This window comes from Streptomyces sp. HP-A2021, assembly GCF_022807935.1.
Lineage (GTDB): Bacteria > Actinomycetota > Actinomycetes > Streptomycetales > Streptomycetaceae > Streptomyces > Streptomyces afghaniensis.
Genome location: NZ_CP094344.1, coordinates 3,539,766 through 3,553,526 on the forward strand (window position 1 = coordinate 3,539,766; position 13,761 = coordinate 3,553,526).

The following is a 13,761-nucleotide window of genomic DNA, read 5'->3' on the forward strand; positions in this document are numbered from 1 at the left end:
CCGTAGGTTGTGCCATGCAAGCAAAGGCCAGAGAATCACTCGATGTGATGACATGGGGGCCCCGAGGGCTTTACGCAGGCACTTTCTCCCCGCTATAGCCGCCGTCACACCTGGGCTTCGGAGCCACCGCCCTCGTCGTCGCCCGGGGAAGGCGGCGCCGTCGCGAGGCCGAGCGCCTTGCGCGCGGTGACGGTCGACGGGCCGTCGACGTACTCGTAGGCCTTGTCGTAGTGCGCGTGGTACGAGTCCACGTCGTCCGCCTCGCTCGCCTTCGCCCACTCCTCCCGGGCGTCCTCCAGGTCCTTCACCAGGCCGGCGACGGGCTGCCGGGCTCTGGCCGGCCAGGAGTGCCCGCGCAGTGCCTCGATCTGCTCGCCGAGCACGTCGTGCACCTGGGTGGCCCAGGCCCGGTGGCCGGCGAGGTCGTCCACGGGGGTGTCCTCGGGCTCCTCGTACAGCGCCGCGTCGACGGCGTTGGCCGCCGACAGGAAGACGACCTGGTCGGTGTCGAGCGTGGTGGGGTCGCCGCGCAGGGAGCCGGTCAGCCCGGCCTTCGCGTCGGTGTTGCCGAAGACGCAGGTGATCGCGCGGTCGCCGTAACGCCAGCTGTCCCGGGACGGCATGAGGTAGTACACGTCGACGTCGGCCGGCATCGCCCAGGAGTCCATGGCGTACTGGTCCTGGAGCGCGTAGCACCTCTCGTCGGCGATGTCGGTGATCTCGGCGTCGCCCGGGAAGGCGCCGCCCGGCAGTGTCACGACCGCGAACACCTCGCCGTCGTGCCCGCCTTCACAGGACACCGGGTCGACGTCGTAGGTGTCGCCCTCCAGACCGCCGGGCGCGTCGAAGCAGTCGCCCTTCTCCAGCGACAGGCTCTCGTTGCCCCGCGCGCCGTCCTTGAACCCCTCCCAGGCCTCGGACAGCACACCCGTGGACAGCGTCACCGCCCACAGCGCGATCCCGACGGACGACAGCACGGCCCCGGCGATCGCCGGCCCCCGGCCGCTCTGGCCGTTCCGCCTGATCTGCCGCAGCGCGATCAGCCCCAGCACGAGCCCCGCGGCGGGCAGGAAGCAGAGCACACCGAGCACGAGCGCGGCGACGGCGAGCGCGTTGACGGAGACCGGCGCGCCGTACGGGCGGCCGGTGGGGCCGTAGGGGCCATGGGGTCCATGGGGGCTGTAACCCTGCGCTCCCTGGAGCCAGTTCGCAGGCGGCGGGCCGTACGGGTCCCGGGGCTGCTGGTTCCCGGGGGGCGGGGGTATCGACACGGGTACGGTGCTCCTGGCTGAGGCGGCGGAGAGAGCGGCCGTGCGGAAACCGACGTACGGCTGTGCGCATCGTATGCGGCGGGGCGACGGGGGCGGAATGCAGACGATCGCGACCTCGACACGGGCGCCGAACCGCCTGACCGGACCGTGGAACTGCGGGAGGAGTGGTCGGCTCAGCTTCCGGTGGCGGCGCACGGGGTGCTCACGGGCGAACCGGAGGCGGACGGGCGGAACCTGGACGCGTGGGCCGGGCGGCGGACGGCCGGGCGATCGAGCGTGTGCGGCGACGCTGCGGCCGGACACAGCCCTGGTGCCGGCGAGTGGGCTGGTGCTGCGGGCGGACTGGGAGGTGCCGTTCGAGGGGCGTCCACCGCGAGACGAGCCTCGTCCTCGGGGCGGGCTGGGTCGTCGGCCCGAAGCCTTCCCGGAGGACGAGGACGCCTACGTACGGGGCACGTCAGGAGACTGACGGCCGGTCACGAGCGAGGTCAGAACTGGAGCGCCCAGGCGTCGATCCGCCCGGTGTCGAAGCGGGCGTTGTCGCTCACGCGCAGCTTCCACGTGCCGTTCGCTGCCTCCGAGGAGGCGTTCACGGTGTACGTGGTGTCGATGTTGTCCGCACTGCCGCCGCTGCCGTAGCCCTTCAGCGTGTACGCCGATCCGTCGGGGGCGATCAGCTGGACCTGGAGGTCTCCGATGTAGGTGTGGACGATGTGGACCTCGACGGCCAGGGCCGAGGGCGCGTTGCCGGAGACGCCGGAGACGGTCACCGGCGACTCGGCGGTGGCGTTGTCGGCGATGGCCTGGTCGGCGGTGTTCTCGAAGCGCGGGCCGGGCGGGGTGGTCGTGCCGCCGCCGACGTTGAGGAGCCGGTTGGGCGAGCCGGTGCCGGGGCTGGTGACGACGCCGGTGGTGGCGGCGGCCGTCAGCGCGGAGGAGACCTGCGCGGGCGTGGCCGTGGGGTTGTCGGCCAGGTGCAGGGCGGCGGCTCCGGCGACGTGCGGGCTCGCCATCGACGTACCGGAGATGGTGTTGGTCGCGGAGTCGCTCGTGTTCCACGACGAGGTGATGGACGAGCCGGGCGCGAACAGGTCCAGGACCGAACCGTAGTTGGAGTAGCTCGCCTTGGCATCGCTGGACGTCGTGGCGCCGACCGTGACGGCCTCGGTGACGCGGGCCGGGGACCGGGTGGAGGCGTTGGTGGACTCGTTGCCTGCCGCGACGACGAAGGTGACGCCGGAGGTGACGGCGTTGCGTACGGCCGTGTCGATGGCGGTGTCGCCGGGGCCGCCGAGGGACATGTTGGCGACGGCCGGCTTGACCGCGTTCCGCGCGACCCAGTCGATGCCCGCGACGACCTGGGCGGTGGTGCCCTGGCCGGAGTTGTTGAGCACCCGGACGCCGACGACCTTGGCCTTCTTGGCGACGCCATAGGCACCGCCGGCGACCGTGCCGGCGACGTGCGTGCCGTGGCCGTGGCCGTCCTGGGCGGTGTTGTCGTTGTCGACGGCGTCGTAGCCGTAGGAGGCGCGGCCGCCGAAGTCGCTGTGCGTGATGCGGACGCCGGTGTCGATGACGTACGCCGTGACGCCCTCCCCGGCCGAGTCGGGGTAGGTGTAGGAGCTGTTCAGCGGGAGGTTCTTCTGGTCGATGCGGTCCAGGCCCCAGGACGGCGGGCTGGGCTGCGTCCCGGTGATGCGGAACGTCCTGTTCTGGACGACGGAGGCGACGGCCGGGTCGGCGGCGAGGCGTTTCGCCTCGGACTCGGAGGCCTCGACCTCGTAGCCGTTCAGGGCCTTGGTGTAGGTGCGCTCGATGTCGGCGCCGTACTTGTGCGCGAGGGCCCGGCCCGCGGCGGAACCGGCCTTCTGCGTCTTCAGGGTGACGACGTAGCTGTCGGCGACGGCGTTCGCCGCGCCCTCGTACTGGATGCGCCCTTCGGACGCGGCCGGGGCCGCGCCGGCGGGGAGGGCGGAGACGAGGCCCGCGACGAGCGCCGCGGTGGCCGTCGCGCCGAGCGCGGCCAGTCTTCGCCGGGTGGGTCCGTGGGGAGTACGCATCACTGCCATCTGAGGGGTCCTCCTCAATCGGTGGTGCGCTGTGGGGTGTGTGCACGCCCGTCGGAGCCACCCTGGGGTCATGGCCGTAGGTCATGGTCATGTCAATCTTGGAGGACTCCTGTGCGTCAGCCGAAAGATTGAGGCCTCCACAGGAATTGCACAAGGGCCCTGCACGCGGAGTCCTACCGCTGCCACCACCACAGCAGCGCGCTGACGGCGCCGGAGCCCAGCGCGGCCGCCGCGCCGCGCACCGCGCTGAACATGACGGCACGGCGGAGGCGACGCCAGTCGCGGGCGCGCGAGCGGGTGCGCGTGGGGGTGCGGTCGGCGTCCATCTGCTGCTCCTGCCGTCGTGCTCCGGGGGGGGCGTACGCGCACCAGTTCACGCTCGGTGGGGTGACAACTCCCAGCCAACTCGGAACAGTTCGGAATCCGACTGCGTACCCTGAAGGTCGACGCGGCCTTTCGGATTTCCGAACCGGAAAGCCGACCGTGCCGAGGAGGTGGAGTGGCGTCGCTCGTGCTCGAGGAGCTCGACCGGTTACGCAGGCGGGCCGAGGCACGTCTCGCCGACCGTGAACTCCGCCTCGTACGGAGCAGGCTGGCCGAGAAGTCCGGCGTTTCGGTCAAGACGATCAGCGACTGGTTCAACCACAAGCACGCGCCGCGGAACCTCGACCACCTGCTCGCGGTGGCCCGCATCCTGGCCCGCTGGGCCGAGCTGCCTCCCCCGGTGCCACGCCAGTGGTCCGCACTGATGGCGGCCGACCGCGCGCCCGAGGCGCCATCGCAGGAGAGGACGCCGCCGTCGCCGCCGGCGGTTCCCGGCGCCGGCGACCTCGGCCCCGATCCGCTGCCGGGCCCCGGGGGCCGGGCCGCTCCCGGGCGGCCCGTCGGCGAACTCGCCGACCCGTTCTCGCTGGAGGTCCACCGGGCGATCGAAGTCCCCCCGGCCGCCGGGCCGTGGGACAACGGCAGGAGCGAGACGCTGCCCCTCCTCCCGGCCTACGTCGAACGCGTACACGACACCCGGTTGCGTGAGGTGGTCCAGCAGGCCGCCGACGGCGTCAGCGGCATGGTCGTACTGGTCGGCGGCTCCTCCTGCGGCAAGACCCGGGCCTGCTGGGAGGCCGTGCAGGAACTCCCGGCCGGCTGGCGGCTGTGGCACCCGATCGCTCCCGACCGCCCGCAGGCGGTGCTGGCGGACCTGGCCGCGGTGGCTCCGCGGACGGTGGTGTGGCTCAACGAGATGCAGCACTACCTGCTGACGCCCACCGACTCCGTCGGCGAGCGCGTCGCCGCCGGACTGCGTGACCTGCTCGCCGAGCCGGACCGGGCCCCGGTGCTCGTCCTCGGCACGATGTGGCCCGAGTACTGGGCCACCCTCACCGGCACGCCCCAGCCCGGCCTCGCCGATGCCCATCCGCAGGCTCGGGTCCTGCTCAGCGGCGCCGTCGTACCCGTGCCGGACACCTTCAACGGCCCGGCTCTCAAGGCGCTGCGGGTCGCCGCCGGCGGCGACCCCAGGCTGGCCCGGGCCGTCGCCGAGGCCGATCAGGGGCAGATCACCCAGTACCTGGCGGGCGCGCCCTCCCTGCTCGACCGCTACCGGGCCGCCCCCACCGCGGCGCGGGCGCTGATCGAGACGGCGATGGACGCGCGGCGGCTCGGGCACGCCCGGGCGCTCCCGCACGCACTGCTGGAGGCCGCCGCCCCGGGCTACCTCACGGACGGCCAGTGGGACACGCTCGGCGAGGACTGGCTGGAGCAGGCGCTGGCCTACACGGCCGCGCCCTGCCATGGCGCCCGCGGTCCCCTCACCCGGATGCGGCCCCGGCCCGGCGACCCGTATCCGGCCCAGCCGCACTACGTCCTCGCCGACTACCTGGAACAGGAGGGCCGCACCAACCGCCGGACCGCCGGCGTGCCCCCGCAACTGTGGAACGCGCTCGTCGACCACGCCGCCGTCGGCAGCCACGTCGACATCGCGCGCTCGGCGGGGCTGCGCGGTCTCAAACGGCTCGCGGTCCGCGCCTACTCCGTGGCCGCCGCGCACGGCGACACGTTCGCGCTGCTCCAGGCCGCGAAGGTACTGCGCGAGGCGGACCGGACCGACGAGGCGATCACCTGGTATCAGCGGGCGGCCGAGGCCGGCGACTCGTTCGCGCTGCGGCAGACGACCGCCCTGCTGCGTGAGGCGGGCCGCACCGACGAGGCGATCGGCTGGTACCGGCGGGCGGCCGAGACCGGCGACAGCGAAGCCCTCCAGCAGACGCTCGGGCTGCTGCGCGAGGCGGGCCGCACCGAGGACGCGATGGGCTGGCTGCTCCGCCGCGCCGAGGCCGGTGACGTCAACGCCATGCGCAGACTCGCCTACGAGTTGCAGAGCGAGGGGCACCCTCAGGACGCGCTGCCCTGGTACCGGCGGGCGGCCGAGGCCGGTGACATCGACGCCATGCGCAGGGCGGCCGGCCTCCTGCGCGAGGCGGGTGCCCCGGACGAGGCACTGGCCTGGTACCGGCGGGCCGCCGAGACGGGCGACACCTACGCGTTGCAGCAGACGGTCGGCCTGCTGCGGGAGGCGGGGCGCACCGAGGAGGCCGTCCGCTGGCTGAGCGCCCGCGCCAAGACCGACGACGCCTTCGCCTTCCAGCAGATGGTCGATCTGCTGTGGACGGCGGGCCGCACCGACGACGCTCTCGACGCCCTGCGCGCCCGGGCCCGGTCCGGGCACATCTCGGCACTGCTGCGGGCGGTGTCGCTGCTGCGGGAGGCCGGACGTGCCGACGAGGCGGTGGAATGGCTGACGGCACAGGTCGAGACGGGGGACGCGGGCCTGCGCCGCCCCTTGGTGGATCTGCTGCTGGAGTCGGGGCGCGGCGAGGAGGCCATAACGTGGCTGCGCGGCTGGGCCGGGACCGGTGACACCAGTGCGCGGCGGCGGGCCGTGGACCTGCTGCTGGAGGCGGACCGCACCGAGGAGGCCGTCGCCTGGCTGCGGGAACGGGCCGAGGCCGGCGACGTGGACGCCCTGTGGCAGGCCGCCTCGCTGCTCCAGCAGGAAGGCCGCACCGACGAGGCGCTCACGTGGTACGCCCGTGCCGCCGACGCCGGGCACACGTCCGCGCTGCTCCAGGCCGGTGACGTCCTGCGGCGCACGGGCCGGGTCGCCCAGGCACTCGAGTGGTACCAGCGGGCGGTCGACGCCGGGGAGACGGACGGCGCCCAGCAGATCGTCGACCTGCTGCTGGAGGCGGACCGCACCGAGGAGGCCGTCGCCTGGCTGCGGGAGCGCGCCGAGGCCGGGGACACGGACGCCCTGGGACAGGCGGCTTCCCTGCTCCAGCAGGAGGGGCGCACCGACGAGGCGCTGGAGTGGTACGAACGCGCCGCCGAAGCGGGTGACGTGGACGCGCTCTGGCAGGGTGCCTTCCTCTCCCAGGAGGAGGGCCGTACGGACGAGGCGCTGACCTGGTACGGCCGCGCCGCGGAGGCGGGCGAGACCAGTGCGCTCAGCCAGGCCGCGAGCCTGTTGCAGGGAGCGGGCCGGATCGACGAGGCGCTGGAGTGGTACGAACGCGCGGCGCGGGCCGGCGACTCCGAGGCACTGTGGCAGGCGGCCTGCCTGCTGCAGGAGGCGGGCCGGCGTGACCAGGCCGTCGCCTGGTACCGGCGGGCGGCGGAGGCGGGTGACGTGGACGCGCTGTGGCAGACGGCGTTCCTGCTGCGTGAGGCCGGCCGCACCGACGAGGCGATCGACTGGCTCCAGGACCGTGCCGAGGCCGGATGCGAGTTCGTCCTGTGGCTGGCCGGCGACCTGCTGAGGGAGACCGGCCGTCCCGCCGAGGCCCTGGCCCGCTACCGGCGGGCGGCGGAGACGGGCGACACCTTCGCGCTGCGCTGGGCCGCGGAACTCTCCCAGGAAGCGGGCCGGACCGACGAGGCGCTGGAGTGGTACGAGCGCGCGGCCGAGGCCGGGGACATCAGCGCCCTGCGCCAGGGCGCCGAACTCCTCCAGCGGACCGGGCAGGTCGACGAGGCGCTCGCCTGGTGCCGGCGGGCCGGCGAGTCGGGGACGGTCTTCGCCCTCCACAGCGCGGTCGACCTGCTGCGCAGGGCGGGCCGGAAAGCGGCCGCGGACCAGCTCGCGCGCTACGGCTGGGAGCCGGGCGGGGACATCGCGCAACCGTGGGAGGCACGGCCGCCGGGGTGACCGCGACCGCGGTCGCCTCCTTTCGGGGCTGGCGTGCGCGACGTCAGTCGTCGAACCCCGTGGCCCGGGACCGCTTCTCCCATGCCAGGACCTCGTCGCGTACCTGGTCGAGATGGGCGAGGACCGCGCTGACGCCGTCGTCCCCGAGGGGCAGGCGCAGCGGCGTGGAATCGGCGTCGAGCGCGGCCAGAATGAGGGCGGCGGCCTTGGCCGGGTCGCCCGGCTGGGTGCCGTCGCCGCCGGCGACGAGGCCACGGGTCTCGCTCACCTTGCCGTACACGCCGCTGTCCGCACTGGCACCGGCCCGCCCGGTCGCGAACAGGCCCGTGCGGAACGCGCCCGGCTCGACGATCAGCACCTTGACGCCGAACTCCGCGACCTCGTCCGCGAGTCCCTCGGACATGCCCTCCAGGGCGAACTTCGTCGCGCTGTAGGCCGAGAAGCCCGCGAAGGACAGCTGCCCGCCCATGCTGCTCATCTGCACGATCGCGCCCGACCGCCGCTCTCGCATGTACGGCAGCACGGCCCGGGTGAGGGCAGCCGGGCCGAAGACATGCACCTCGAACAGCGCCCGCAGCTCCTCCTCGGTGGTCTCCTCGAAGGCACCGACATGTGTCCGGCCCGCGTTGTTGACCAGGACGTCGATCCGCCCGTGCCGCGCCACGACGTCCCGTACGGCGGCCTCGGCGGCGCCGGTGTCGGCGACGTCCAGGCGCAGGGCCTCCACCCGGTCGGGGTGGGCGGCGACCAGGTCGTCCAACGCCTCGGGGCGCCGGGCCGCGCCGACCACCACGTCGCCCGCGGCGAGGGCCGCCTCGGCGATCGCCCGCCCGAAGCCGCTGCTCGCACCCGTGATCAGCCACACCTTGTTCATGACAGCTCCCCGTCTCGTGTCGTCACGACCGCGTGTCGTCACGACCTCGTGTCGTTACGCCGACCACCCTCTCGCCCGGCCCGCTGCCCGGTCCAAGACTTTTGGTGATAACCAATGGCTATGACCCTCGACGTTCATGTGCGCGACCTGCGCTACTTCGTGGCGGTGGCCGAGGAACTGCACTTCACCCGCGCCGCCGAGCGCCTGTACGTGTCGCAGCCCGCGCTGAGCAAGCAGGTCCGGGCGCTGGAGCGGCAGTTGGGCATCGAGCTGTTCCGGCGCGACCGGCACGGCGTGGCCCTCACCGACGCCGGTACGGCACTGCTGTCGCACGCCCGGCGGGTGCTGGCGGACTGGGCGGAGGGGGCGGCCGCGGTGGAGGCGGCCAGGGCGGCGCAGCACAGCACGCTGGTCGTGGGCATGAGCACCAGCCCGGTCCGGGGCGGCCTGCTGCCCGCGATCCGCTCCCGCTTCACGGCCGCGCACCCGGAGGCCGTCATCCGGCTGCGGCAGGTCAACTGGGAGGACCCGAGCGCGGGCCTCGCCGACGGCGCCGCGGACGTGGCCTTCGTCTGGCTGCCGCTGCCCGGCCAGGAGCGCTACGACTGGACGGTCGTCGCCGAGGAACCGCTCATGGTCGCCCTCCCGGACACGCATCCCCTGTCCGACCGCACCGAGGTCGACTTCACGGACCTGCTCGACGAGCCGTTCCTCGCGCTGCCGAAGAGCACGGGTCCGCTGCGCGACTACTGGCTGGCCCTGGACGCCCGCGACGGCCGACCTCCCCGGATCGGCGCCGAGATCGCGAGCACGGAGGAGACGTACGAGGCTCTGACCGCCGGTCTCGGCGTGTGCCTCGTGGCCGCGGGCAACGTCCCCCTGCTCACCCTGGGCGGCGTGACCGCCCGCCCGGTACGCGGCCTCACACCCAGCCGTTACGTCCTGGCCTGGCGCCGGGAGGACGGACGACGTCCACTGGTCCGGGAGTACGCGGAGGCCTGCCGGCGGGTCACCGGGCGCTCATGAACATCTCGTTGCACACCACCCCCCAGCCCTCCGGGGCGCTGATACTGACCGGACGTTCGAAGGGCCAGGGGAAGCGGGGCGACGGTGGACTGGACAGTATGGGGCGGGCTGGCCGCCGGGCTGGTCATCGCGACCGTGACCGCCCCGGTCGGGGTGTCCGGCGCGGTGTTCCTGCTCCCGGTCCAGCTGAGCGTCCTCGGCGTGCCCAACCCGGCGGTCACCCCGACGAACCTGCTGTACAACGTGGTGGCCGGACCCGGAGCCCTGTGGCGCTACCGCCTCGACGGCGCGCTGCGCGGCGACCTCGCCCGGCGCCTGGTGCTGGGCACGCTGCCCGGCGTCGTCCTCGGCGCCACCGTCCGTGTCTTCGCCCTCCCCGGCCCGGGGGTCTTCCGGCTCCTGGCGGCCGCCCTGCTGCTGCCGCTCGGCCTGTGGCTGTTCCTGCGCGCCCTCGCCCCGGCACGCCACGGCCCGTCGCCCGCGGGTGAGTCGGCCCCAGGTGAGTTGGCCCCGCACATGCTGACCGGCCTCGCGCTGGCGGTCGGCGTGGTCGGCGGCATCTACGGCATCGGCGGCGGCTCCCTGCTCGGCCCGATCCTCGTCGGACGCGGCCTGCCCGTCGCCCGCGTCGCCCCGGCCGCGCTCGCCGCCACGTTCGCCACGTCGCTCGTCGGCGCCGGCACCTACGCGCTGCTGTCGTTTTTCAGTTCGGGAGACGTCGCCCCCGACTGGTGGCTCGGCCTCGCCTGCGGCACGGGCGGCCTCATGGGCGGCTACCTCGGCGCCCGCCTCCAGCCCCGCCTGCCCGACCGAGCCCTACGCCTCCTGCTCGGCGCCCTCGCCACGGCCGTCGGCGCGCTGTACGCCGCCCAGACCCTGAACTGACAGCGTGACGTTCCGGACCCGTGGTTCCCCGATGACAGCCGGATCACCCGATGACGGCCGGATCAGTCGAGCTTCAGCGTCGGGTTGCGCTGGTCGAGCCACGTCGCCAGGTCGAGCGAGCGTTCCAGTACCGTCCGTTGCTGGAGGCTGATGGTGTCCTGGTCCGCCTTCATCGCCTCGCTCAGGCGGTCCCGGCTGCACAGTGTCAGCGCCGGGTGGTCGCCGTTGAGCAGGTCGGAGACCTGGGACCGGATCGCCGCGAGGTACTGCGGGTCGAAGGTACTGGGGTAGCCGCTCTTCTTGCGGTCGGCCACGGCCGGCGGCAACATGTCGCGCGTCGCTGCGCGCAGAAGGCTCTTCTCCCTGCCGTCGAACGCCTTCAGCGACCACGGGGTGTTGAACACGTACTGCACGAGACGGTGGTCGCAGAACGGGACACGTACCTCGAGCCCGGCCGCCATGCTCATCCGGTCCTTGCGGTCGAGCAGGGGCTGCATCTTCCGCGTCACGTTCAGATAGCAGACCTGGCGCATCCGCTTCTCCAGGCCGGTCTCGCCCTTCTTCAGCGGCACCTCCTTCAGGGCGCTGACGTAGTGATCCTGGACGTAGGTCCCCAGGTCGAGCCGGCGTGTCAGGTCGTCGTCCAGGAGGCCGCCCGCGTCGAAGAGGGAGCCCTTGCCCGCGAGCCAGGGGAAGGTGTCCGCGTAGCGGTACCTGTCTTCGTGGAACCACGGGTAGCCCCCGAACAACTCGTCCGCCGACTCCCCGGAGAGCGCCACCGTCGACTGCTCACGGACGGCCTTGAAGAGGAGGTACATCGAGTTGTCGCGGTCGCCGATCCCGTTGGGGAAGTCCCGTGCGCCGACGGCCGCCTGCCGTACCGCCGGGTCGGCCAGCGCGCCGGCGTGGAGCACGACGTCCCGGTGGTCGCTCCCTACGTGCTCGGCCACCGCGTGCGCGTACGGGGTGTCCCGGGTGGGGGCGAGGTCGATCGCCTTGAAGTTCTCCTCCTGGTTCGGGAAGTCCACGTTGAAGCTGCGCACCGTCTCCCCCCGCTCCCCGAGCTGCTGGGCCGCGAACGCGGTGATGACGGAGGAGTCGAGACCGCCGGAGAGAAGCGTGCAGCGGGGTACGTCCGCGACGAGCTGCCGGGAGATGATGTCGTCCAGCAGGTCCCTGACGTGCGCGACGGTGGCCTGCTGGTCGTCCGTGTGGTCGTCGGCCTCAAGGCGCCAGTAGGCGTACTCCCGCGAGCCGTTGGTGTCGGTCACGGCGACGTGGCCGGGGCGCAGCTCCCGCATCCCCTCCCAGATCGCGTGCCCCGGGGTCTTGGCGAAGGAGAACATCTCCCGCAGCCCGTCCAGGCCGACGACGGCGGAGCAGAGCGGGTTCGCCAGGATCGCCTTGGGCTCCGAGCCGAAGAGGATGCCGTCCTCGGTCTCGTAGTAGTAGAACGGCTTGACGCCCAGCCTGTCCCTGACCATGACGAGCTTCTCGGTGCGCGCATCCCAGATGGCGAAGGCGAACATGCCGTTCAGGCGCTCACCGATCGCCTCGCCCCACTCCACATAGCCCCGGAGCACGACCTCGGTGTCCGAGTCGGTGGTGAAACGGTGCCCGCGGCGCCGGAGTTCGTCGCGCAGTTCGGTGTAGTTGTAGGTCTCTCCTGAATAGACCATCACCACTTCGCCGTCTGCGGTATCCACCCTCATCGGTTGCGCCCCGCCGGCCAGGTCGATGACGGCGAGCCGCCGGTGGCCAAGGGCGGCGTGCCGGTCCGCCCACGTGCCTCGTGCGTCGGGACCGCGGCAGGCCATGGTCTCGGTCATGGCGTCGAGGACCTGCGACTGCTGCGTCAGATCCCGACGGTACGAAACCCAGCCGGCAATACCGCACATGGCGATGAACCCTTTCCTCGGAAATAGTTGCGTCGAGTGCAACCTCAGTAACCAGTGCCGCCCTTCGGGGTCATTCCACCTGGATCACATCCGCAGGGCAGATGGCCATGGCGTCCTGGACGGCGTCACGCAGATCGTCGGAGGGGGCGGGGTCCAGAAGGATCACGATCCCGTCCTCGTCCTGGTCGAAAATCTCCGGCGCGACCAGGACGCACTGTCCTGCGCCGCAGCACTTCTCCGTGTCGACAGAAATCTTCATGGTTCTCCTCTTCGGGTCCCAGGTCAGTGGTTGCTCACCGGTCACCAGGTGACCGGGAGTTCATGGCAGCCGTAGACCAACATGTCGCGGCGGAACGGAACATCCTCGAATTCCACCGCCAGCCGCAGCTCCGGAAAGCGGGCCAGCAGCGTGTTCAGAGAAATCTCCAGCTCAGCACGTGCCAAGGACTGACCGAGGCACTGATGCACGCCGTACCCGAAGGCGATGTGGTGCTGGGCGTTCCGACGCCTGATGTCGAACGTGTCGCCGTCAGGGAACTGCTCGGGGTCTCGATTGGCGGAGGCGACGGCACACACGATTCCCTCACCCGCCTTGATGAGCTGGCCGCCCACTTCCACATCGGCTGTCGCGGCCCGCCGCGGCCCGCTGCGCGTGATGCTGTGGAAACGCAGCAGCTCCTCGACGGCTCCCGGCATCAGGGAGGGGTCCTCGCGCAGCTCGTCCGCTGCCCGCGGATTGCGGATCAGCGTCAGCGCGCCGAGCCCGATCATGTTCGCGGTGGTCTCGTGCCCGGCGATCAACAGCAGCGTGGCTGTCCCCGTCACCTCTTCCCGGGTCAACTGGCCTTCGCGCATCCGCTCATGGACCAGCTCGCTGAGGATGTCGTCGCCCGGGTTCCCCTCCTTGTCGGCGACCAGGTGGTCCAGGTAGGCGCGCAGTTCCTTACGGGCTGTGGTGCGCTCCTCTTCCGTGTTCACCCGGGAGAGCACAGTGGCAGTGATCGACTGGAAGAGGTCCCGGTCTTCGTACGGCACGCCGAGAAGCAGGCTGATGACCAGTGACGGAAGCGGGAGTGCCAGGGACCTCACCAGGTCCACGGACCCCTCGGGCCCCTCCTTGCCTTTCTGTTCCTCCAACCCATCGCACAGCTGGTCGGTGATCTGCTGGATGCGAGGGCGCAGCGCGGACACGCTCTTCACGGTGAAGGGGCGCGTCAGCATCCTGCGACGGCGACCGTGCTCAGGAGGGTCGGTGCGGATGAGACTGCTGCCTTCGCCTGCGGTCACCATTCCGCTGCGGGGAAATCCCGGAGCGTTTACGTCGGAACTGAACCGGGGGTCCGAAAGAGCGCCACGGATGTCCGCATAGCGCGTCAGCAGCCACGCCCAGCTCCCGTCGGGCAGCGAGACGCGACTGACCGGATGTTCAATACGAAGTCCCGCGTATTCCTGCGGCGGGGAGAAAGGACAGCCCGGCGGCGGCTCGGCGGGCAAGGGGGCGAGTGTCTGAGACTTGTCCATGTCAGTCCTTACG

At 72.2% G+C, this 13,761-nt stretch carries 10 protein-coding genes; 3 read left to right on the forward strand and 7 right to left on the reverse strand.

Annotation, left to right across the window (positions count from 1 at the left end):
• Window positions 1-104: 104 nt before the first annotated feature.
• The 3 genes from MQE23_RS15975 to MQE23_RS15985 all read right to left on the reverse strand — a co-directional run bounded on the left by MQE23_RS15975 (window position 105) and on the right by MQE23_RS15985 (window position 3,666).
• Window positions 105-1,271: a DUF4190 domain-containing protein gene (locus MQE23_RS15975; RefSeq protein ID WP_243379441.1), complete on the reverse strand. Its 1,167-nt coding sequence runs from the start codon at window positions 1,269-1,271 to the stop codon at window positions 105-107.
• Window positions 1,272-1,759: 488 nt separating this feature from the next.
• Window positions 1,760-3,340: a S8 family peptidase gene (locus MQE23_RS15980; RefSeq protein WP_243379442.1), complete on the reverse strand. Its 1,581-nt coding sequence runs from the start codon at window positions 3,338-3,340 to the stop codon at window positions 1,760-1,762.
• A gap of 173 nt (window positions 3,341-3,513) precedes the next feature.
• Window positions 3,514-3,666, reverse strand: a complete 153-nt coding sequence (locus MQE23_RS15985; RefSeq protein ID WP_020277521.1) for a hypothetical protein — start codon at window positions 3,664-3,666, stop codon at window positions 3,514-3,516.
• A gap of 173 nt (window positions 3,667-3,839) precedes the next feature.
• Here MQE23_RS15985 and MQE23_RS15990 point away from each other — a divergent pair, with 173 nt between their 5' ends.
• Window positions 3,840-7,544 (forward strand): tetratricopeptide repeat protein, encoded by a 3,705-nt coding sequence (locus tag MQE23_RS15990; protein WP_243379443.1) that lies wholly within the window; start codon window positions 3,840-3,842, stop codon window positions 7,542-7,544.
• Window positions 7,545-7,587: 43 nt separating this feature from the next.
• On the opposite strand, the gene MQE23_RS15995 is transcribed toward MQE23_RS15990, so the two are convergent.
• Window positions 7,588-8,418: an oxidoreductase gene (locus tag MQE23_RS15995; protein ID WP_020277519.1), complete on the reverse strand. Its 831-nt coding sequence runs from the start codon at window positions 8,416-8,418 to the stop codon at window positions 7,588-7,590.
• 120 nt (window positions 8,419-8,538) lie between these two features.
• Between MQE23_RS15995 and MQE23_RS16000 the strand changes: the two genes are divergently transcribed.
• Together MQE23_RS16000 and MQE23_RS16005 are read left to right on the forward strand one after the other, a co-directional pair.
• Entirely contained in the window at window positions 8,539-9,444 is a 906-nt protein-coding gene (locus tag MQE23_RS16000) for a LysR family transcriptional regulator (protein WP_243379444.1), read from the forward strand.
• An 84-nt stretch (window positions 9,445-9,528) separates the two neighbouring features.
• Complete coding sequence (locus MQE23_RS16005; RefSeq protein ID WP_243379445.1) at window positions 9,529-10,329, forward strand: sulfite exporter TauE/SafE family protein; 801 nt, start codon at window positions 9,529-9,531, stop codon at window positions 10,327-10,329.
• Between the two features lie 62 nt (window positions 10,330-10,391).
• On the opposite strand, the gene asnB is transcribed toward MQE23_RS16005, so the two are convergent.
• From asnB to MQE23_RS16020, 3 genes are all read right to left on the reverse strand, one after another.
• On the reverse strand, window positions 10,392-12,227 hold the full coding sequence (gene asnB, locus MQE23_RS16010) for an asparagine synthase (glutamine-hydrolyzing) (protein ID WP_243379446.1): 1,836 nt from the start codon (window positions 12,225-12,227) through the stop codon (window positions 10,392-10,394).
• A 70-nt stretch (window positions 12,228-12,297) separates the two neighbouring features.
• Entirely contained in the window at window positions 12,298-12,486 is a 189-nt protein-coding gene (locus tag MQE23_RS16015) for a ferredoxin (protein WP_243379447.1), read from the reverse strand.
• A 41-nt stretch (window positions 12,487-12,527) separates the two neighbouring features.
• Complete coding sequence (locus tag MQE23_RS16020; protein WP_037674282.1) at window positions 12,528-13,748, reverse strand: cytochrome P450; 1,221 nt, start codon at window positions 13,746-13,748, stop codon at window positions 12,528-12,530.
• Window positions 13,749-13,761: the final 13 nt, after the last annotated feature.